Origin of the sequence: Acetobacter nitrogenifigens DSM 23921 = NBRC 105050, from assembly GCF_000429165.1 — a bacterium.
Taxonomy (GTDB): domain Bacteria; phylum Pseudomonadota; class Alphaproteobacteria; order Acetobacterales; family Acetobacteraceae; genus Acetobacter; species Acetobacter nitrogenifigens.
On record NZ_AUBI01000019.1, the window covers coordinates 25,104 to 46,666 of the forward strand.

Genomic DNA, 21,563 nt, shown 5'->3' on the forward strand with positions numbered 1-21,563 from the left:
TCAGTTCGGCGCGACGCCCACCGTCGCGCCGACGAAAGCTCGATCCAGATAAAGAAGCGGATGACCTACCGCCGAACAACGAATGTCCTGAACCTCGCCGAATATTACGTAGTGCGTGCCAACGACGTGATGCGCCGCGATTTTACAGTCGAAGGACGCGATCGCCCCCGTCAGAGCAAGGTTGCCAGAGGGCAATTTCTCCCACATGCCTGACGCGTAACGCTCTTCCATATCCGCCACCTTGCCTGCGAAATACCCGGCAAGATCGACGTGTTCGTGACCGAGCACGTTCACACAGAATACTTTATTCTGGAGAAACAGATCGCACTGCGCGGATCGCCGGTTCATGCAAACAAGCAGCGTCGGCGGATCGTCGCTCACGGAACACATGGCCGTCGCAGTAAAGCCGCCACGCCCTGCGCTTCCGGCAGATGTAATGACGTTCACCGACGCGCCAACTCTCGCCATCGCCGCGCGGAACTCGAGTTGGGCGGACTTCACGCTGGACGCCCCGCGTTGCTGTTCATGCGTGGAATTCATTGCGCGCCTCCCCCAGCCCCTACCGGCTGTAACCACGTTTCCCCAGTCCAACCGTTTTCGTCGTAATCGCTCATGCAGGTGTCCACGAGTTCTTCCATTTGACGCAATACCGATCCGCGCTCGGCTCCTTTCAGTATCTGCAAGCGGACATCTTCGGGACTTCCCGCGTAGTTCAGCTCGTAGAGGGCATGACGACCGCCGAATTCCGTGCCAGTCGCATCCCACAGGAGCTTCATGACCTTGATACGCTCCTTATGGCTGATGCCGTTTGAGCCGCGCACATACTGGGCAAGGTATCCGTCGATTTCTGGGTTGGAGAAATCCTTCACGGAAGAGGGAAGATAGATAAGCCCGGACGCCACACAACGACGCACCAGGTCGATGACTCGCGGGTATGCGTCCGACATGAAAGCCCGGTAGGTCAGCGCGGCTTCAAGGTTGGGAAGCACTGCTCCGTTGTGCCACTGCTGCGGCGCTCGCGCCATGGCGTTGGAGAGAGACCAGAACAGGTGACGTAGCCCGATGACCTCCCCCAACGCCGCCTGATTGCCACGAAAGGCGTCGCCCCCGGTGCAGCGAAGCGCCTTCGCAAGCACGCCCGCAAGAAAGTCCAGCTTGACCGCGAACCGCGTGCATCCCTGAAAGCAATACCCCTGCATGAAGCCGGAGCCGATCGGGAAAGACAGGATCTTCTTCGCATCCCGGAGGATCAGGACATCCTCCCATGGCACGAACACGTTATCGAGCACGAGAATAGCGTCATTTTCGTCAAAACGTGACGACAGCGGGTAGTCGAAGGGCGAGGACACCCTGTTTGCCGTTTCTTCATATGAGGTACGACAGATCATTTTTATGCCCGGCGCGTTCATCGGAGCGATGAACGTCACCGACATCGAAGGATCTTCTGTGACTGTCGCAGAACTCTGGGCGAGAAGGTTATAATGAGTCAAAGCGGACGAGGTCGCGACGACCTTCGCTCCAGAGACATAGATGCCAGCGTCCGTCTCCTTCGTTATATGGACGAAGACATCCTTGACCTCTTCAGCCGGCTTATGCCGATCGATGGGCGGGTTTACAATCGCGTGATTAAGGAAGAGAACTTGCTCTTGTGTTTTCGCATACCACGCGCGGGCGTTATCTGCGAAAGGACCATACCACTCCGCGTTGACCCCCAGAGTATTGGTCAAAGCCGCCTTGTAGTCCGCAGTCCGGCCCATCCAGCCGTAGGTCATTCTGGCCCAGCCAGCTATCGCCTGCTGTTGACCGACAAGATCATCGACTGATTTGGGGGACACAAAGCTTTTATGCGTAAACCCTCCATTGCCCGTATCGGTGAGGGTGGTCAGCGTTTTACTTTGCTGCTCATCATGGAGCGCGTCGTATAGGCGCGCTATCGAGCGTGCAGAATTGCGCATCGCCGGATGCGTAGTGACGTCATCTATGCGCTTTCCGTCTATATAGACATTGCGCCCATCACGGAGCGATTCTAGATATTCCGCGCCAGTAAAAGGGCGTTTCGTCCGGTTCAGCTCGTTGCCTTTCGAGAGTCGCATCTCGGCTGCATCGCTCATTTTCGAACATCCTTTGTCATTATTATTGCTTTTTATGGTATGCTTTCCCCCATCGTTCGGGAATGCAGAAAAAAAAGAAAAACTTGGATTTTTTTGAAATGCGCCAGAAGCCTGATATTCCAAATTTCCTGACATACGGCGTCGATCAAAAAACTGACGACATAGGTTTTGTGCATGTTGAAAAGGTTATGGATCGTAAATTGATCCATAACGGCCATGTCCCGGCGCACAGACATGAACAGATCTGCCAATTATGTCTATGGACCTCAGGCTCTGGCGCTTACGCCATTGAGGATCGTCTTATCGAGTTTCAAGCGCCCATGTTTCTTTTTATTCCCGCGCGGGTGGTTCACGGCTTCGATGTATCGTCAGACTCCGACGCCATCGTTTTTTCTCTCGCCAACAGCTATACTGATTCTGATCCTCTATTTAAGAGTGCGGCAACCAGAACCCCGCTGATTTTGGGTGCCCTTGGATACGCTCCCCCGACACCGCTCATGACCACGCTAATGCAGGTCGGGTACGAGCGTTACAAGAGCGCTCCCCAAACCTCTCAAAGCGTAATTCGAGGTATTGCGATCGCAGTTTTTGGCGAAGTCGTATCGTTAACTAACGCGCCGCGGACCCATGATGAGAGCAGCGCCGCCGCCAGAATCAGATGCTTAATCGAAGAGCGATTCCGTGAACCGTGGACGGTCAATGACTATGCCCATGAACTCGCTCTCACGCCTTATCAGATCAACAGTGCGGCGCAGACCGCTTTTGGTCAAAGTCTCAAACGATTGATCATTGATCGCAGGCTGCTTGAGAGCAAGCGGCTTCTTGCGTTTACGATTCGTCCCGTAGAGGCGATAGCAGCAGAAGTCGGAATTCCGGACGCTGCTTATTTTTCACGCTTCTTTCATACCTCATGCGGGTTTTCCCCACGAGAGTGGAGGCGCCGATGGGCGGAAAACGCCAAAAACCGTCCACCGGCGGCCGCGTCAGAGAACACGCTTACGTGAGGTTGCTTAACGTTCATTTTTTTAGTTAACATGATAATCAAATTATTCTAAACTCCGGGACTAGACGGCAGTGCGACGCGTTCGACGCCCGAACATCTGTCAGGAGATTCATGTAAGTTTTTTCTGCCTGAACACGGGCGAAGTCACGCTGAATAAAAAGAAAAAGGCGGCCTTCAATGTCTGAAAACCTACAACATACCCTTGCGCCACGACGAAGCATGGGATTGCAAATGCATGACCTGCTTGCCGTTCTGTATTTGGCGTTGGTTACATGGTTGGTGATCTACCTCGTCCAAAACGTACACGATCATCCGTTTATTCTCGCTTATGTAAAATTTCTACTTTTGGCTACATTTGGCGAGTGTCTTAAAAAGCGTATAACCCAAGGCACATGGATGCCTGACCACCTGATTCTGCGCGCCCTTATCTGGGGTTGCTTCGGCGTGTGGATTGCGACGTCGTTTATGATTCTCGATTCAGGCGTCCGCTGGCTTGTCAGCGCGAGTTCTCCCTCGAAGGCGATTACCGCATTCGCAATCAGCGCCTGGATGAATGTTTTTTCAGGATACGGCTTCTTTATGATGCTGACTCACTTTATTACTGATCGAATGATCGATGAGGGCGTAAAAAATCCGGTCGAGTATATGCGCTCTCAGGGCTTCGCCAGATGGGCGAAAATAGTTTTCCTGTGCCTGATTTTTTTCTGGACACCGGCTCACACGATTACATTCCTTCTGCCAAATATGTGGCGCGTCGTTTTTGCCGCCTACTTAGGAATCGCGTTGGGAGCGATTCTTTCTTTCGCGTCCGACCCAGGCGCCCGGACGCCACGAGCCGCCTGATACGGCCGCCTGACAATAACGCGTCTACCCCATCCCTCATACGCTTCTGTCTGAATAACAAAAAAATTCAGTCAGGGAGGAGTGTTTCATGAACTTCGTCCATTCGGGGCGAATGCTTTCGTCCGACCAGGCAACGCGGTTACGGGCTGGGTTGCTCAGCCTTTCGCTCCTGGCAACCGCCACGTCAGGCGCCGCCCGTGCGCAAAACGCGGCTCAGTTCCCGAAAACATCCTCCAGCAGTCACTTTTGGGACTCAACCAGCGTCGCAAAAGATTTGCAGATTCGTTACGAAAACGTCCAGGGGCCGATTACGCTGGTCCCATCCGAGCTCCCTCCCCAGGTTTTGGCCGGCGCACCGCTTCTGACGTTGCCCGAGTCTCGGCCGCCGAAAGGCCCTCTTACGTTTCTGGGACGCTTTCTTCGCCGCATCGGATTGACCCCGCATGCCATTTTCAACCAACTCTATATGACCAATCCTGATACCGGTCCTCGGCCTGGTCGATTTTCTCTCGGAACCGGAATCGCTTTAGGTCTGGACGCCAATCTTCAGAAAATCATCGGCGTAAAGGGCGGCGAGATACATTTCGAGGAGATTCTCTTTCGCCCAACCGCGAATGGCGGTTACCCGGCGGGCCCAGCATGGGCGGGCGCGGTCGGCAGCTATTTCGCGGGCATAGATCAGCATAACGATATCGCGGGAGGGTGGCTTGCTCTTCTTACGTATCAACAAAAACTCTTTCATAATCGCGTTAATTTTTCTGTCGGCAGAACTCATCCGAGGCGGTATTTTTTCTTCAACAACTGCGATAACGTCCTGAATTGCACGGATCCGATCATGCAGGCTTCCGCCGGTATACTTCCGCCTCCATATGCGACATGGGGCGGGTATGTCACGGCCCGCATGTTTAACGACGTCAGCTTCGAAGCCGGAGCCTTTGAGGCCAACCTGAATCAGTATTTTCAACACGGAAACGGGTGGCGCTGGGACACCCGCACGGCCTCCGGCTATCTTTTGCTTGGCGGTTTCAATTACAGACGACTGCAGGTGACGCATCTCTACGGCGGCCGCTATCAATTATCCGGATTTTATAACAGTTCTCAGTATACTGACCCCTATACCAAAACGACGCATTATGGGCGTGCCGGCGCCGAATTTCGTGGCCAGCAACTCATCTGGCGCCGCGATCACAACCATCCGGTTCTTTCACCTATCCCCAAAGGTCTTAATGTCTTTGGAACTCTCGGCTTTGCGGCCGACCCCTCGGCGCCATTCAAGGCGCTCGCCGAAGGCGGGTTCAGCTACCATGGCCTTTTCGGACGCCTTCTGGATAGAGAGCAGATCAAGTTCAGCTATGTCAGGGCGTCCAGACATCAAATGCTCTATCAACGAAATCTCCGCATAGCGGCTGGCGGAGATCCACGAATGGGATCGCAGGACATTATGCGTCTGGAAGCCAGCGGGCACATCTCGATTTATCCCGGAGTGGCGTTCGAACCCAGCATTCAGTACATATTCAATCCGGACAATTACTATAATCCGTCAGCGAAAAAGATCAGCTCCAATGGAGTCGTTCTTGCCGGACAGCTGATGATCGATATGGGCTTTCTGTCTGGACTTTCCGCTCACTGACCAAATCCTCGGTCCTGAAGTTGGCGAGACATGGTCGGACCCCCGCGTTTCCTCGTCCGACCACATCGCGCAAACATGCGATCTCATTGCTCCCGATCATAACGACTCACTCAGGAAGGCGCTCGGACGGAATTACAACAGTCGGGCTAGCAGAGTATCGCGGCTCCTCACGTCCGGTTCCCGTCCATTGCGGATCACACCGTGTTTTCGTGGCGATGAGTTGGAGGCGCCTCCGAATTCGTGCGCAGCCTCGGCTCGGAGACCGTGCTCATGCACGACGCTTCCCCTGAAGCCACAGCCGTCAAGGATCGGCGTCATCACGGTATCGCGGCGTCGAGGCTTGATAAACTTTAGCAACGATATCTACTATCCCGCGCGACAAGCCAGCAGCCGCGGGCGAGGACTGCGATTGGTCTTCCGTCAGAGCACGGACGTCGGGACGGCCGCCGACCAGATGCTGTCTCCGGCGCATATTATGACACTTTGTTACCGAATGGAGCAGAAATTGAGCGACGATCAGTTGTCCGCCGAGCAGCGCGACGCGCGGTATGTGATGCATCCCCTGACGGATGCGCGCGCCAACCTGCAAAGCGGCTCGCTGCTCATGGAGCGTGGTGAAGGCGTTTATGTGTTCGACAACGCAGGCAATCGTTACATAGAAGCCATGGCCGGCCTCTGGTCCGTCGGGTTGGGTTTTTCCGAGCAGCGTCTGGTCGATGCGGCGATCAAACAGTTGAATCGGCTGCCTTATTATCACGCTTTCAGCCAGAAGGGTCACAACCCGATGGTCGATCTGGCGGAGAAGCTGGTCGGTATGGCGCCGGTTCCCATGAGCAAGGTTTTCTTCACCAACTCCGGGTCGGAAGCCAACGACACGGTCGTGAAAATGCTTTGGTACCGCTCAAACGCTCTTGGCGAGACACAACGCAAAAAATTCATCGGACGCAAGAAGGGCTATCACGGCATCACGGTCGCGTCGGGAAGCCTGACGGGCCTGCCAGTAAACCACCGCTCCTTCGACCTGCCTCTACCGGGGTTCCTCCATGTCTCCACGCCACATCATTGGCGCGAGGCGCAGCCCGGCGAGGGCGAGGAAGCGTTCGCGACGCGCCTCGCCACAGAACTTGAAGAACTGATTCTCAAGGAAGGGCCGGAAACTATCGCCGCGTTCATCGGCGAACCCGTCATGGGCGCAGGCGGCGTAATCGCGCCACCGGCGACATACTGGGAGAAGATTCAGGCCGTCCTCTCGAAATACGGCATTCTGCTCATCGCGGACGAAGTAATCTGCGGTTTCGGGCGAACCGGCAACATGTTCGGGTGCGAGACGTTCGGCATCAAGCCGGACATCATGGTGCTTTCCAAACAATTGTCGTCCTCCTACCAGCCGATCTCGGCGATCCTGCTCAATGAACGCGTGTTCGAGCCGATCGCTGACGAGACGCATACGATCGGCACGTTCGGTCATGGCTTCACCGGGGGTGGACACCCGGTCGCGGCGGCAGTCGCACTCGAAAATCTCAACATTCTCGAAGAGCGCAATATCGTTGGTCATGTCCGCGATATTGCGCCCGCTCTGCAGGAGGGCCTCCGCACGCTCTCCGATCATCCGCTGGTCGGAGAAGTGCGCGGTCTTGGCCTGATCGCAGCCGTCGAACTGGTCACGGACAAGGGCGCCAAATCATCGCGCCACCCAGCGGGCGCGCTCGGCAAACGTGCCGCCGCCATTCTTCAGAACAAGGGCGTCATATCGCGCGCCGCTGGCGACGCGCTTACTTTTTGCCCGCCGATGATCGTCGAAAAGGATCAGATTGACGCCATCCTGACCGCCCTCCACAGCGCTCTCGATGAAACGGCGAAGGAAATGCTGTGATGTCCACCGTCTCTTCGTCAGGAAGTTCAGCAGCGCCAGTTCAGGATCTTTGCGATCTGGATGCCCGCGCTCTGCTGTCCGGCTATGCGGCGAAGAGGTTTTCTCCCGTTGACGTCACCAAGGCTGTGCTGACGCGCGCCCACGCCATGCAGGACACGCTGAATCCGTTCGTGCATATCGACGACGACGACGCCCTCGCCTCGGCGCAGATGTCAGAGCGGGCGTGGAGCGCAGGTTTGCCAACGCGGCCGCTCGAGGGCGTTCCGGTGTCGATCAAGGACACGGCCCTGGTGAAAGGTTGGATACCGGGCCGGGGATCACGGTTGTCCATCGGGCAGCCCCCCGCGGCCGAGGACTGTCCCTCCGCCCGCCGTATCCGGGCGTCAGGCGCAGTCATCTTCGCCTGCACCACGACCTGTGAGGGCGGCTGGAAGGCCGTCACGGACTCGCCTCTGACGGGAGTGACCCGCAACCCGCACAATCCGCACGTCACGCCGGGCGGAAGCAGCGGCGGCGCGGGAGCGGCCATCGCCTCGGGTTGCGGCCCCCTCGCACTCGGCAGCGACGGCGGCGGTTCGATCCGCGTGCCGGCGAGCTTCAGCGGCGTATTCGGCATGAAGGCGACCTTTGGCCGGGTGCCTCAGTGGCCGATGGGCGTGCATTATTCCGATTTTTCCCATTACGGACCGCTGACCCGTTCCGTCGCTGACGCCGCGCTCATGCTCTCGGTGCTGGAAGGCTACGACCCGCGCGATCCCTACAGCTTCGCCCCCGCCGAATCCGGCGCGTTTCTTGCGGGCCCTCTGCCCCTGGCGGGTCTTCGGATAGGCGTGACCGAGGATTTTGGGTTTCTGCCGGTCGATCCGGAAATCCGCGACGCCTTCCGTCGCGCCGTCGCCATCGCAACTCAGGCAGGCGCCGACATTCGTGCTGCGCCCGTATTCGAGGACTGGCGCCCGACCTACCGGACTCTCTGGCGCTCACGCGGTTGGCAGGCCCTGAAGAATCTGCCCCCGGAGCAGGCTGCGCAGGTCGATCCGGAGTTTTGGCAGGAAGCGACAAAAGGACGTCTCCTGAGCGCTGATGAGGTAGCCGACGCTCATCTCCGCCGCATCGGATATCGGCAGCAGGCCGGGCAGATGTTCGAAAATTTCGACATTGTTCTGTCTCCCTCCGTCTCGATCCTGCCATTCGAAGCCGGAAAAACCGTGCCTGATTCATCCTGGCCGGACTGGCTGGAATGGGGTGGTTTTGCTTTCCTTAATAACCTCACCGGACAACCGGCCGCATCGTTGCCGATCGGTTTTTCATCCACGGGACTTCCCATTGGAATGCAAATCGGCGGGCGCTCGCAGGACGACGTGACAGTTCTGCGAATTTGCGAGACCCTGCAGGGCCTGATCACCGAAGGCGCCTATGCGCCTTCACGGATTGCGGCGAAACTCGCTGCGACGAAACCGAACTGAAGCGAACCATGAGCGCATATCCAGACACACGCCTGTTCATTGACGGCGCATGGCGACCTGCCGATGACGGCCAAACCCTTCCCGTCGTCAATCCGGCTACAGGCCTCGTCATCGGGCAAGTCGCCCGCGCAGGCGAAGCCGATATTGCGCGCGCCGTCGACGCCGCGCGGAAAGGTTTCGCCGCGTGGAGCCGCGTCGGGGCGTTCGAACGCTACAACGTGATCCGCCAGGCTGCATCCTTGCTGCGCGAACGGGTTGATACGATTGCGCGTCTGATGACCGTCGAGCAGGGCAAGCCTCTGGTGGAAGCCCGCACGGAAATCCTTGGGTCGGCCGACATTCTGGACTGGCTTGCTGAGGAAGGGCGGCGCGCCTATGGACGCCTCGTGCCGCCGAGAGCCCCGGACGTAACGCAAATGGTGCTGCGTACGCCGATCGGGCCGGTCGCCGGCTTCTCCCCCTGGAACTTCCCAATCAGTCAGGCGGCCCGCAAGCTCGGCGCAGCTCTGGCGACCGGGTGCTCCATCATTCTCAAGGCGCCGGAGGAAACACCGGCGTCTCCGGCGGCTCTCGTGCAGGCCTTTATCGACGCCGGATTGCCAGGAGACGTGCTCTCGCTGCTTTATGGCGTTCCTGCGGAGATATCGTCCCGCCTCATTCCAGACCCTGCGATCCGCAAAATCAGCTTCACGGGGTCTACCGCCGTCGGACGCGAGTTGGCCGCAATGGCTGGTCGCCATATGAAGCGGAGCACGATGGAACTGGGCGGCCACGCGCCGGTGATCGTCGCTGCTGACGCCGATCTGGATCAGGCGGCGGCGTTGCTGGCGGCGTCCAAGTTCCGTAACGCCGGGCAGGTCTGCGTCTCTCCGACACGGTTTCTTGTCGAGCGTCCGGCCTATGATGGTTTCCTTGATCGTTTTCTATCCCATGTATCGGCCGTAAAGCCCGGTGACGGACTCGACGCAACGACGACCATGGGGCCGCTAGCGCATGAGCGTCGCGTCAGCGCGATCGAAACCTTGATCGACAACGCGACCTCGCTGGGCGCCCGCGTCGAGACAGGCGGCGGCCGCATGGGGAACGCCGGGTATTTTTTCCAGCCGACTGTCGTCACGGGTTTGACGCCGGATATGCAGATCATGAACGAGGAGCCGTTCGGCCCGGTCGCCCTGATTACCCCGGTTGAAGACATCGACACAGCCTTGAAGGAAGCCAATCGGCTGGATTACGGGCTTGCGGCCTACGCTTTCACCCGGTCCGGCGTGACAGCCACCCGTCTGCGTGACGAGGTCCGGTCAGGAATGCTGACAATCAATCATCTGGGGCTCGCCTTGCCGGAAACGCCTTTCGGCGGCATCGGCGATTCCGGCTACGGATCGGAGGGCGGCGCGGAGGCGATCGAGCCTTATCTGGAGACCCGGTTCGTAACCCACAAGACAGTCCTCTGAACCACGAAGCGTCGGCGATGTCCGACGCTTCGTGGTTTGTTCTCTCCGCGGAATTTCATTCAATTTTGGCGCCCGCCAAAGGTGTCCGCAATGGACGACAAAGGCGGCGGCACGTAAGATCAGCCCGCACATACATTCCGATGCGGGAACGATATTTCATGCCCCCCAACATTGCTTCCGAGCACGGGCGCGCGTCCGGCAGCATGACGTGGCCCATGACCGGCAACCTGCCGGCTGACGATTATTCGCGGAGCTTCGAGAGCAACATGAACAATATTTTGGCGCCTACAGAAGAAGCCACGACGGAATCTTCTATTTTCTAGTCCGCAGAGCCTACGGCTTACGATCTTGCCCAGATAGGCTCTGATCCGCAGGCCAAGGCCTATTTCGAGGCCCACGGACTGCCGAACCTGCACGACGCGTTCACCGTCGCCAACATTCTCCATACCAATCAGAACTTCAGCGGCGCCGCAGCGATTTATGGCCTCGCCTTTCGTATGCACCCGCGCGACCCGGGCGTTTACCCCCTGGCGCAGTCGCTACTGCAGGCCCGCCTCTTATGCCTCCTGAAGGGAGGATGCCGGGCGCCGCAGGATGAAATTGAAGCCTTGCGTCGCCTCAACCTTCCATTCGCCAACTATATTCAGGGAATTGAAGCTGCATGGCGCGACCGTGACGGGGAAAGGGGACCGCGAACCATCGGTAACGCCTTTGAAGAGTTTCATACCGGCTAGGAAATCGACAGCCTGTATCTTGGCCTCGTGCGTCAGTACATGCCGGGATTGCTGGACGGGGCAGCCTTGGATTCGTCGCGCATCCCGTTCCGCGTCTACATGTATTGGGACCAGAATCCGCCGACCGAAATTCAGGAGAATTTTGACTATCACCGCCAGATTCAAGGGTTGGATTATCAGGTTTTCAACAAGGACCACGCAACCGAGTGGCTTTATCAAAACTATGGAGTCGAAGCGCGGGGGCTGTTCCTCGGCGCCAGGCATCCCGCTGAGGCCGCCGATTTTCTCCGCGTGCATATAATGCAGCTTTACGGCGGCTGGTGGCTGGTGGCTGGTGGCTGGTGGCTGGTGGCTGGTGGCTGGTGGCTGACGCCGATATCCGGCTCCGGGATGAAGAAAGCGTTAACTTCCTGCGCGAACAAACTGCACAGAACGTTCTGTTGCTGACCGACAACGGCGTTGTTCATAACGATTTCTACGGCAGCGTGCGCAACAGCATCATTGGTCAGGACTGTCTGCTGTCGTTGTACCGAAACTGCTACCTTCATCACGGCCTGTTCATCGCCTACAAGACCGGCCCGGGCATATTCAATCGAGCGCTTTCACGGATCGCGCACCACTCGCTGATCGGCGAGAAGCCCAACCAAACTATAAAAATTTACGACCACATCATGTTCGACCGGGTCATCCACCAGTTCGCGCCCCCCTACAAGCAGCGCCTGCCGTCCTGGCACACAGCCTGACTTGAAGCTGGTCATGCGTGCGTCACCGGACTCCCAAATGAGGTCGTCCGAGACTACTGTGACGCAATGGCTGTCGCAGGGAACATGCTTCGACCGCCCACACCCGCAAAGCTGGTGGGCGCGATCGGCGCTTGATTATTGCGCAACCTACGCAGACGGCCTCGCATAAGCGGATAGCCACGCCAGCATCGTGCTTGGTGCTGGCGTGCAACAGGCACTATTTCGTCGTATAGCCGCCATTCGCCAAAATGGTCTGCCCTGTGATCCACCACCCATCGGAAACGAGGAAACGGATCAGAGGCGCAATATCTTCGATATCCGTCAGGCCGGTCTTGCTGAACGCTGACAGCGCGGCCGCGGATTTGTGATAGGCGACGGCGTCTGCCCCTTCCTGCCCATAGAAGAATGGTGTGTCCATCGGACCAGGGCCGACCGCATTCACGGAAACCCCGCGCGCGCCAAACTCTTTGGATGCCGCGCGGGTGAAATGCTCAACAGGGGCTTTAGAGCCTGCATAGGTCGAATAGAACGGCGTGTAAGCGCCCAGAAGCGACGTAACCACCGTAACCAGCTTTCCGTGATCGTTAAGGTGTATGCCTGCTTCCTTGATGAAAAAATATGCGACTTTCGCGTTGATCGCGAACATCGAATCAAATTCTTCCTCGCTTGTCTCAACTATTGGCTTCTTCAGCACCTTGCCGACCGTATTGATCGCTATGTCAGGCCGACCGATAGCAGCGACGGCGTCTGCGAAGAATTTCTCTGTAGCCCCTGAAGCCGTCAGGTTAGCCCGAAACGCCACAGCCTCGACGCCCGCAGCCTTCAGTTCGCTCAGCGTTTGCTCCGTCTGCAGCCGACTGCTCTCGCTGTTATAATGAATGGCGATCGCTTTCGCCCCATGCGCAGCCAGATCCCTGGCGATCAACGCCCCGAGGTTTTTGCCGCCGCCGGCGATAAAGGCCGTCTTGCCCGCAATAGAATGGTCGACCATGTCAGTCTCTCCCTGCTTCGAAAGCGCCGGTCATGTCGGCAAGCGGCGCTACGTTTATGACCATATCGTCCAGAATTGACGTATAAATACGCTCACTCTGACAACTCTGGTCAGGTTTGACGAACAATAAGACGGGAAGCGCGCTTGGACCGGATAGACCTCTTTCGCATCTTCGTGCGTGTAGCAGACACCGTCAGTTTTTCCCGTGCGGCGGACGCCCTGAACATGCCGCGTTCGTCGGTTTCCGCCGCAATCATGGAACTGGAGGCGCGGCTTGGCGTCCGCCTCCTGTCACGCACCACACGATCAGTCTCGGTCACGCCCGACGGGCGTCTGTTCTACGAACACTGTCAGCGGCTGATCGCCGACATGGAAGAAGCAGAGGCCCTGTTTTTGACAGAACGCAACCGCGTCCGGGGCGTGCTGCGCGTCAGTCTCCCCGGACGTATCGGACGGCTTATCGTAGCGCCCGCGCTGCCGGATTTTCTCGAACGGTATTCGGACGTCGATATTGACCTCGACGTCACAGACCGCGTCGTTAATCTTGTCGAGGACGGCGCCGACTGCGTCCTGCGCGTCGGAGCGTTGCAGGACTCTGCTCTGGTCGCGCGGAAAATAGGAATGCTGCGCATGGCGAACGTCGCCAGCCCGGCGTATCTCGCCCTCAAGGGACAGCCGAAGACGCCGCACGAACTCGTCGGACACGATGCCGTGCGCTATGCATCGCCATCGAATGGACGGGTTGAGCCCTGGGAGTGGGAGGAAAGCGGGAAGCTTCACTCCATAGCGCTGTCAGGTCGCGTGACAGTCAACAGCGCCGAAGCCATGATCACATGCTGCATTGCCGGTCTCGGCGTGGCGCAAGCTCCTCTCTACGACGTGCGCGGTCATATTGATCGGGGCGAACTGATCGAGATTTTGTCGGATTATCCAGCCGAGGCGATACCCATGACATTGCTCTATCCGCACCGCAGACATCTCTCCGGCCGCCTTCACGTCTTTGCGGACTGGCTGGATGCGCTTCTCCGTCCGCATCTCGACTGCGACGCTACGTAAACGATGGCGCAACTCATGAACGCGCAGAGATTCCCCGCTGGAAACACTCACACGACGCATCATTCTGATCGTGGCGCGCGGAGTTCAGCATACTGCTGACATGAACGTGAATTCTATCCGGCGCCGCTCACGCGCAAGCATTTCGCGCAGAAAGCTTTTTTGCTCCGAAACCTCACCTGTTTGCAGGACGGCATGTCATGACTCACTCTGCACATATGCACCCGGACGACATCCGGTCGCAATTTTCGGCTGCGATGTCTGTAATGTACAAAAAGGAGGTGCCACTTTACGGCGTCCTTCTGGATCTGGTCGCTGACGTAAACGAAGCCACATTACGCAGACGCCCGGACCTTCAGGCAGACTTCGAACGCACCGGCGAACTTTCCCGTATCAGTCTGGAGCGCCACGGAGCCATTCGCGTCGGCTCGCCGGAGGAACTGCACACACTGCGGCGTCTATTCGCTATCATGGGCATGGCTCCCGTCGGCTACTACGATCTTTCGGTCGCAGGAATGCCGGTCCACTCCACGGCGTTTCGTCCGATCACCGACGCCAGCCTGACGCATAATCCGTTTCGCGTCTTCACGTCGCTGCTACGCGTCGATCTGATCACGGACGAGGCCTTGCGCTCGGAAGTCGCCGCAATTCTGTCTCGCCGCAACATTTTCACCCCAGGCGCACTTCGTCTGATCGAACGGGCCGAGCAGGAAGGCGGCCTTACACCCGGAGAAGCCGATCTCTTTGTGAGCGAGGCGCTCGAGACTTTTCGCTGGCATGGGCAGGCGTCAGTCAACGCTGAAACCTACGAGCGTCTCTCCGCGACGCATCGGCTGATCGCTGACATCGTCTCGTTTCGCGGGCCGCACATCAATCACCTAACGCCGCGCACTCTGGACATCGATACGGTTCAAAAAGAGATGCCTGCACGCGGCGTCTCGCCGAAGGACGTTATCGAGGGCCCTCCGCCCCGCGCCTGTCCGATCCTTCTTCGCCAGACGAGTTTCAAGGCGCTCGACGAACCGATCTCCTTTCCGGCCACAGACGGAACTTTGGAAAAAGGCGTCCATACCGCGCGGTTCGGAGAAATAGAGCAACGCGGCGTCGCGCTGACCCGCAAGGGACGGGCGCTGTATGACCGCCTTCTGGCGGATGTCCGGGAAAAGGGCGGCTCCGGCTCTACCGCAAGCGATTACCCGACACGTCTGGCTGAGGTTTTTCGCGACTTCCCGGACGACTACGACGACATCCGGCAGCAGGGCCTAGGCTACTTCCGTTATACCCCGACGGACGAAACCATCACCGAGGACGTCACCACCATGCCCCCGGAAGCGCTGGTGGAACGCGGTTACGCGATCGCCACGCCCATCATCTACGAGGATTTTCTCCCCGTCAGCGCTGCAGGAATTTTCCAGTCCAATCTCGGAGGGCAAGAGCGCCGCAGCTACGCCGCCAACGCCAACAGGGAAATGTTCGCGAATGCTCTGGGCGCGGACCTTATCGACGAGTTTGATCTGTATGACGCCGCGCAGGCCCGCTCCGTTGAGGCGACGAAAGCCAGCCTGAACGAGCGTTCGAGCACCGTCGCCAAGTCTTTTTGAGCATGCTCATCAAGGGACGGCGCCATCCTTCGCGGCTTCTCCCTTGTTCCCGCTCCGGACCGCAGTCCCGCACACTCTCATCCGCGTAACTGCGGCTTTCATAACAGGCGAACAATAATGACAATAACGACCGCCTTAACGAACGACGACGCACTTCAAAGAGGCGCACTCTACCGTCGCGTCGCTTTTCGCATCATCCCGATTCTCGCTATCTGCTATCTGATCGCCATGATCGATCGCGCCAATGTCGGTTACGCCAAACTGCAACTTCTATCCGATCTGGGCTTTAGCGAAGCCGCCTATGGTTTTGGCGCGGGCGTTTTCTTTGTGGGCTACATCCTGTTCGAGGTGCCCAGCAACATCTGGCTTCACCGCACGGGGGTTAGGCGAACGCTCCTGCGCATTATGACGTTCTGGGGCGTCGTGACCATGGCGACAGCGCTGGTGAAGACGCCGCTGCAGTTCTATGTGGCGCGTTTTCTGCTGGGCGCCGCGGAGGGCGGCTTTTTCCCCGGGCTCCTGCTCTATCTCACCTACTGGTTCCCAGGAGATCGCAAGGCCAAAGCTTACGCCCTCTGCATGCTCGCCAATCCAGCCTCAGGCATCGTCGGGGGGCTACTGGCCGGAGGGTTCATGTCCCACGCCGAGATGCTCGGCCTGCGTGGGTGGCAAATCCTGTTCATCGTCGGCGGGGCCATGGCGGTGATCGCGGGCGTCGTCGCCTTCTTCAGTCTGGCGGACTCCCCGAGAACCGCTTCCTGGCTTAAGGCGGAGGAACGCGACTACATTATCCATGAGGTCTCACGCTCCCGGGCCGTCGCCACAAACAGCGCGCCTGCCGCTCCACATAAGTCCGTGTGGACCGATGCTCGCGTATACATGGCGGCGCTCGCCTACTTCACCCTGATGTCCTCCGTTTCAGTTCTATCTCTCTGGGGACCATCGATCATCCGCTCGCTTGGCGTCCAGAACGCAGGCACGGTCGGATTCGTCTCGATCATCCAGTATCTTGTCGGCGGTGTCGGGATGTATCTCATCGGCGCGTCATCCGACTTTCGTCGCGAGCGCGCATGGCATTATGTCGTTTGCGCGGGCCTCATCTCGACCGGCGCTTTTCTTCTGGCGTTCGTTCATCTCTCCGCCGCGCTGTCCATCCTGTTTCTGTCGATGATCGCTTTCGGGATCTACGGTGGTTACGCTGTATTTTTTACGATCCCGGGAGAATTCCTGGAGCCTGACGACGCGCCTGCCGGACTTGCGATGGTGACCATGATCGGTGGGCTGGGCGGTTTCGTCACGCCGTCTGTGCTGGGCGTCATCAAGAGCGCCACCGGCAGCCTCGACTACGGCGTCGCGTTCGCAGCCCTGCTTGCGTTTTTGGGCGGATTGATCGTGGCTTTCCGTTTCGCGCAGTGGCCGGGTCAGAAAGCAGCAACACACGACAGACGCCTCTCAACGGAGGCGTAGCGCAGCCTTGAACATTCTGGGCCCCTCCTACGCGAAGCCTGATAAAAACGCGCGAGTCAAAACCGGCCCAACAAGTGGATTCTAGAAGCGCTCGGAACGCGCTGTCACGCGACGAAACTCTGCCACCGGTCAGGACTGATCGCGGAGGATCCCAGTAATCGGCGCGCCCTCCAGTTCGAGCAGCCAGACCTTGTCGTCCGTACCGCCGTCCCCGGAGTATCCACCTATCCCCTGTGCCGCCACCACGCGATGGCAGGGGATAAGGATCGGGATCGGATTACGCCCCACCGCCTGCCCCACGGATCGCGACGATCCCCCCGCCGCCGCGGCAACCTGAGCGTAAGTCCTCACCTCGCCCGCCGGTATCTTCAGAAGCTCGTCCCATACCCTCTTCTGATATGGCGTCCCGAACGGGGCTAATCTGAAGGGAATATTGTCAGATGGCGCGTCAAACCACTTATCCAGCCATTCCCGCGCCGCCACCAGCACGTCGGTTTCAGTCTGGTCGCGTCCCCACCCCCAATCCAAAGCAATGATAGCGCCGTCTTCCTCCGACAAGGTAAGCGGTCCGAGCGGTGAGTGCAGAGAGAGTTGGGGCATGATGATGGCCTTTATGCGCGACGCTCGCTATGGCGTCGCCGCATGGTATCTCTTTGCGCCACGAGAGCGAAAGGGTCGTCTTCGAAAGAAGAGTCCGCTTTGCCCGCCACCTCTATCTGGACGACGCACGCATGATCAAAGCCACGCCAGCCGGAAGCGGCGAAACGCGAGATAACGAAACACCGGACCGCAGAGCGCCTACGATTTTCGCGCTCGCGACCGGAGCCGGACGCGCCGCTATCGCCGTGATGCGCGTAAGCGGCGACGGGTGCGGAGCCATCCTGACGCGGATGCTCGGCGGACCGCCCACGCCACGCCGCGCCGTCCTGCGAAAATTGTGGCGCGATGCAGCGACGCAGAATGATCACCTGGATGACGCTCTGGTGCTGTGGTTTCCGGGACCTTCGAGTTACACCGGAGAGGACAGCTTCGAACTTCATCTGCACGCAGGCCCCGCGATCATCTCCGCCGTCGCCGATGCGCTGGTGGCGGAGGGAGCGCGCCCGGCTGAACCAGGCGAGTTCACCCGGCGTGCGTTTCTGAACGGTCGAGTCGATCTGGTCGAAGCGGAAGGCGTCGCCGATCTGATAGAAGCGGAGACCGAAGCGCAAAGGCGACAGGCTTTGACGCAGACCGATGGCCGACTGAGCGCTCTCTACCACGAGTGGGCCGACAGGCTGCGTAGTGTGCTGGCGCGTCAGGAAGCGCTGATCGATTTCCCCGATGAAGATTTACCCCCGGAGGTCGAGGACGCACTGATCACCGACATCACGGCGTTGCGGGAAGAGATTGCCGCACATCTGGCCGACGGCGCCCGTGGCGAGCGCATTCGGCGAGGACTTTCATTTTCGATCGTCGGCCCGCCGAATGCCGGGAAGTCCAGCCTGCTCAACTGGCTGGCCGAGCGAGACGCCGCGATTGTGTCTCCGATCGCAGGTACGACGCGCGATGCGATCGAGGTCGCAATCGTGCTCGCCGGCGTAAAAGTGACGCTCGTCGATACGGCAGGAATCAGAGAGACAAGCGACCCCATCGAGGCCGAAGGCGTTCGTCGCGCGATGTTTCACGTGGAACACTCTGACTGCGTCGTGCAAATTTTCGCGGCCGACGCGCCTCCAGACACGGAAACGACTCCGCTTCCGGACGCGATTGTCGTATGCAACAAGATCGACCTGGCGCCCGCGCCCGCACGTTTCGGAGAAATATCCGTTTCCGGCGTCAGCGTCCGCACGGGACAGGGCCTCGACGACCTGCGCGAGACGCTTGAGCTAAAGGCGCTTGCGTTGACTTCGGGCAGTGGGGCGCCGCCTCTCACCCGGGCCAGACATCGGGCTGCGGCTGATGAGGTTTATGCAGCCCTAAGCGCCGCCCTCGCGCAACCGTGGGCGGAAATGCGCGGCGAGGAGTTAAGACTGGCCATGCGCGCTCTGGGACGCCTGACCGGGGAAGTCGGCGTCGAGGATATTCTGGATACCGTTTTTGGTCAGTTCTGCATTGGCAAGTAAGGGAACTACGTGGTGGACAAGCGGTTCGACGTCATAGTCGTCGGTGGGGGACATGCCGGGTGTGAGGCGGCGGCGGCGGCGGCGCGTTGCGGCGCATCCACGCTCCTGCTCACCCACAGCCGGGAGACGGTAGGCGTTATGTCCTGCAATCCGGCCATCGGCGGTATCGGCAAGGGCCATCTGGTACGCGAAATCGACGCGCTCGACGGCCTGATGGCGCGTGCGGCCGATCAGGCGGGTATCCATTTCAAGCTGCTAAACCGCTCGAAAGGCCCCGCCGTCCACGGACCGCGCGCACAGGCTGACCGCGGCCTCTATCGCCGCGCCATCATGAATCTGCTGGAGGACACAGCCAACCTCACGATCGAAGACGGCGCGGCGGGCGATCTGATGCTCGACGGAGACGGTGCGGTCGCGGGGGTGGTCAGCGAAGACGGGCGCGCCTGGCGGGCTGGAGCCGTCGTGCTTGCAACCGGCACGTTCCTGCGCGGCGTCATCTACATAGGCCATGCAAGCGAGCCGTCGGGACGGGTCGGCGATCGACCGGCGAACGCACTCGGTCAGCGCCTTGAGGCGTTGGGGCTTCCTATGGGGCGGTTAAAAACCGGCACGCCCGCACGGCTGGATCGCAGCAGCATCGCCTGGGACGATCTGGCCGAGGATCGCGGAGACGCCGAACCGGAGGCGTTCAGCCGTCTGACGACCACCCTTCCCAATCCGCAGATATCCTGCCGCATCACAGCCACCACTGAACGCACGCACGTCATTATCCGCGAGAACATCAATCTCTCGGCCGTCTATGGCGGCGCCATCGCCGGCCGCGGTCCGCGCTACTGCCCCTCGATCGAAGACAAGGTCGTTCGCTTCGCGGAACGCAACGCACACCAGATATTTCTTGAGCCGGAGGCGTTGCCCGGCAATCCCGGCGGCGATCTCGTCTATCCCAACGGGATATCGACCAGCCTTCCCGCATCGGTGCAGGAGGCAATGATTCACACCATTCCAGGCCTGGAGAACGCCAGAATCGTTCGTCCGGGTTACGCTGTAGAATATGATTACGTAGACCCCCGCGCTCTCGCTCCGACACTCGAACTGCGCGCCCTGCCCGGCCTGTTCCTCGCCGGCCAGATCAACGGCACGACGGGATATGAAGAAGCCGGGGCGCAAGGTCTGCTCGCCGGGATCAACGCCGCACGCAAGGCGGGCGACGCATCCCCAGTCACCCTCGATCGCGGACAAGCCTATATCGGCGTGATGATCGACGATCTGGTGACGCAGGGCGTGTCCGAGCCCTACCGTATGTTCACGTCGCGCGCCGAATACCGACTGACCCTGCGCGCAGACAACGCCGATCTGCGTCTTACCCCCATTGGCGTCGATTGGGGCTGCGTCGGAGCGCTTCGCGCAAAGCTGCACGACGAAACGCAGACTGCGCTGACGAACGCGATGGAGCGCGCGCACGACGAAACCTGGCCACCTGCGGCGGTCGCCGCCGCAGGCGCAACCGTGTCACAGGACGGGCGGCGACGCTCCCTGTTTGACGTTCTCGCATCCACCCCTGACGCGTCCGTAGCCAATCGACTGGCTCCGTGGTTCGCTGACCTGCCTGAACGCGTCCGGAAACATACGGAAACCGAGGCCCGTTACAGCGGCTATCTCGCCCGACAGGAGCGCGAAATCAAACAATTGAACGCTGAGACGTCCGTCACCGTGCCGCCCGATTTCGACTTCGCACGCGTGGGCGGCCTTAGCTCCGAAATGCGCGAACGGCTGGAGCGCGCGCGCCCGGCGAACTTCAGTGCGGCGCAACGTATCCCCGGCATGACGCCGTCCGCGCTTATGGCGCTTCTGGCGCACCTGCGACAGGCTGCGTGATGACGGCATCAATCGCAGCCCCGCTGGACGTTTCACGTGAAACCCGTGAACGCCTGAACTGTTTCGCCGACCTGCTTCTACGATGGACCGCGCGCATCAATCTGATATCGCCCCGCGACGTCCCACATCTTTGGCCGCGCCATATCGAAGACTGCCTGCAGCTGGTTCCCTATGTCGAACGTGGCGCGCGCATCACTGATCTGGGTTCCGGCGGCGGATTTCCCGGACTGATATTGGCCATAGCCGCGGACGCGGACGTCACGATGGTCGAATCCGACCACAGGAAAGCGGCATTCCTTCGGGAGGCTGGCCGGGCTACAGGCTGCCGTTCCCAGGTCATTGTCGATCGCATAGAAAACGTCCAGTTGGACCCCGCGCCCGTCGTCACGGCGCGCGCGCTGGCGCCTCTGCCGCGCCTGCTGGACTGGACGCACCCACTGCTCGCGCCAGATGGCTATGCCCTGTTTCTTAAAGGGAAACAGGCGCCTGACGAGTTGACCGACGCGGCACCCGGCTGGCACATGTCGGTGGACCAGATTTCAAGCCGCACGCCCGGCGGCCTCATCCTCAAGATAAGCGATCTCAGACGTGTCTGATTCCACATCTCCGCGCAAAAA

At 59.5% G+C, this 21,563-nt stretch carries 19 protein-coding genes; 15 read left to right on the plus strand and 4 right to left on the minus strand.

Annotated elements, in window-relative coordinates; translation table 11 throughout:
* Together G442_RS0116125 and G442_RS0116130 are read right to left on the minus strand one after the other, a co-directional pair.
* Complete coding sequence (locus tag G442_RS0116125; RefSeq protein ID WP_051292431.1) at positions 1 to 540, minus strand: flavin reductase; 540 nt, start codon at positions 538 to 540, stop codon at positions 1 to 3.
* Positions 537 to 2,111 (minus strand): 4-hydroxyphenylacetate 3-hydroxylase N-terminal domain-containing protein, encoded by a 1,575-nt coding sequence (locus G442_RS0116130; RefSeq protein ID WP_211229159.1) that lies wholly within the window; start codon positions 2,109 to 2,111, stop codon positions 537 to 539. The genes G442_RS0116125 and G442_RS0116130 overlap by 4 nt, the downstream gene beginning before the upstream one ends.
* A gap of 62 nt (positions 2,112 to 2,173) precedes the next feature.
* Here G442_RS0116130 and G442_RS22825 point away from each other — a divergent pair, with 62 nt between their 5' ends.
* The 9 genes from G442_RS22825 to G442_RS25300 all read left to right on the plus strand — a co-directional run bounded on the left by G442_RS22825 (position 2,174) and on the right by G442_RS25300 (position 11,854).
* Positions 2,174 to 3,115, plus strand: coding sequence for a helix-turn-helix domain-containing protein (locus G442_RS22825; RefSeq protein ID WP_084440657.1), 942 nt, complete (start codon positions 2,174 to 2,176; stop codon positions 3,113 to 3,115).
* A 176-nt stretch (positions 3,116 to 3,291) separates the two neighbouring features.
* Entirely contained in the window at positions 3,292 to 3,957 is a 666-nt protein-coding gene (locus tag G442_RS22830; RefSeq protein WP_146882589.1) for a hypothetical protein, read from the plus strand.
* Between the two features lie 466 nt (positions 3,958 to 4,423).
* Entirely contained in the window at positions 4,424 to 5,587 is a 1,164-nt protein-coding gene (locus G442_RS0116145; protein ID WP_161628385.1) for a carbohydrate porin, read from the plus strand.
* Between the two features lie 505 nt (positions 5,588 to 6,092).
* Entirely contained in the window at positions 6,093 to 7,460 is a 1,368-nt protein-coding gene (locus G442_RS0116150; RefSeq protein ID WP_307188552.1) for an aspartate aminotransferase family protein, read from the plus strand.
* Positions 7,460 to 8,926, plus strand: coding sequence for an amidase family protein (locus G442_RS22835; RefSeq protein ID WP_246789496.1), 1,467 nt, complete (start codon positions 7,460 to 7,462; stop codon positions 8,924 to 8,926). Before G442_RS0116150 ends, G442_RS22835 begins: the two co-directional genes overlap by 1 nt.
* An 8-nt stretch (positions 8,927 to 8,934) precedes the next feature.
* A complete protein-coding gene (locus G442_RS0116160; protein ID WP_026398824.1) occupies positions 8,935 to 10,377 on the plus strand; it encodes an NAD-dependent succinate-semialdehyde dehydrogenase in 1,443 nt (480 codons plus the stop codon).
* 158 nt (positions 10,378 to 10,535) lie between these two features.
* Positions 10,536 to 10,700, plus strand: coding sequence for a hypothetical protein (locus tag G442_RS25290; RefSeq protein WP_154660400.1), 165 nt, complete (start codon positions 10,536 to 10,538; stop codon positions 10,698 to 10,700).
* 450 nt (positions 10,701 to 11,150) lie between these two features.
* Positions 11,151 to 11,558 (plus strand): glycosyltransferase family 32 protein, encoded by a 408-nt coding sequence (locus tag G442_RS25295; protein WP_026398827.1) that lies wholly within the window; start codon positions 11,151 to 11,153, stop codon positions 11,556 to 11,558.
* A complete protein-coding gene (locus tag G442_RS25300) occupies positions 11,552 to 11,854 on the plus strand; it encodes a hypothetical protein (protein ID WP_026398828.1) in 303 nt (100 codons plus the stop codon). Before G442_RS25295 ends, G442_RS25300 begins: the two co-directional genes overlap by 7 nt.
* A gap of 217 nt (positions 11,855 to 12,071) precedes the next feature.
* Here G442_RS25300 and G442_RS0116185 read toward each other — a convergent pair whose 3' ends face one another.
* Positions 12,072 to 12,845 carry an SDR family oxidoreductase gene (locus G442_RS0116185; protein ID WP_026398829.1) on the minus strand — a complete coding sequence of 258 codons (774 nt, stop codon included), beginning with the start codon at positions 12,843 to 12,845 and terminating at the stop codon, positions 12,072 to 12,074.
* A 144-nt stretch (positions 12,846 to 12,989) separates the two neighbouring features.
* Between G442_RS0116185 and G442_RS0116190 the strand changes: the two genes are divergently transcribed.
* From G442_RS0116190 to G442_RS22845, 3 genes are all read left to right on the plus strand, one after another.
* Entirely contained in the window at positions 12,990 to 13,901 is a 912-nt protein-coding gene (locus G442_RS0116190) for a LysR family transcriptional regulator (RefSeq protein ID WP_026398830.1), read from the plus strand.
* 197 nt (positions 13,902 to 14,098) lie between these two features.
* On the plus strand, positions 14,099 to 15,499 hold the full coding sequence (gene hglS, locus G442_RS0116195) for a 2-oxoadipate dioxygenase/decarboxylase HglS (protein ID WP_026398831.1): 1,401 nt from the start codon (positions 14,099 to 14,101) through the stop codon (positions 15,497 to 15,499).
* 117 nt (positions 15,500 to 15,616) lie between these two features.
* On the plus strand, positions 15,617 to 16,966 hold the full coding sequence (locus tag G442_RS22845) for an MFS transporter (RefSeq protein WP_051292435.1): 1,350 nt from the start codon (positions 15,617 to 15,619) through the stop codon (positions 16,964 to 16,966).
* A 129-nt stretch (positions 16,967 to 17,095) separates the two neighbouring features.
* Here G442_RS22845 and G442_RS0116205 read toward each other — a convergent pair whose 3' ends face one another.
* The gene (locus G442_RS0116205) at positions 17,096 to 17,566 is read right to left on the minus strand and encodes a methylated-DNA--[protein]-cysteine S-methyltransferase (RefSeq protein ID WP_026398832.1); all 471 of its coding nucleotides are present in this window, start codon (positions 17,564 to 17,566) and stop codon (positions 17,096 to 17,098) included.
* Between the two features lie 131 nt (positions 17,567 to 17,697).
* On the opposite strand from G442_RS0116205, the gene mnmE reads away from it, so the two are divergent.
* The 3 genes from mnmE to rsmG are packed head-to-tail and all read left to right on the plus strand — an operon-like array spanning position 17,698 to position 21,542.
* Complete coding sequence (gene mnmE / locus G442_RS0116210) at positions 17,698 to 19,071, plus strand: tRNA uridine-5-carboxymethylaminomethyl(34) synthesis GTPase MnmE (protein ID WP_084440660.1); 1,374 nt, start codon at positions 17,698 to 17,700, stop codon at positions 19,069 to 19,071.
* A gap of 12 nt (positions 19,072 to 19,083) precedes the next feature.
* Positions 19,084 to 20,946: a tRNA uridine-5-carboxymethylaminomethyl(34) synthesis enzyme MnmG gene (gene mnmG, locus G442_RS0116215; RefSeq protein ID WP_026398834.1), complete on the plus strand. Its 1,863-nt coding sequence runs from the start codon at positions 19,084 to 19,086 to the stop codon at positions 20,944 to 20,946.
* A complete protein-coding gene (rsmG, locus tag G442_RS0116220) occupies positions 20,946 to 21,542 on the plus strand; it encodes a 16S rRNA (guanine(527)-N(7))-methyltransferase RsmG (protein ID WP_026398835.1) in 597 nt (198 codons plus the stop codon). Before mnmG ends, rsmG begins: the two co-directional genes overlap by 1 nt.
* The last annotated feature ends 21 nt before the right edge of the window (positions 21,543 to 21,563 follow it).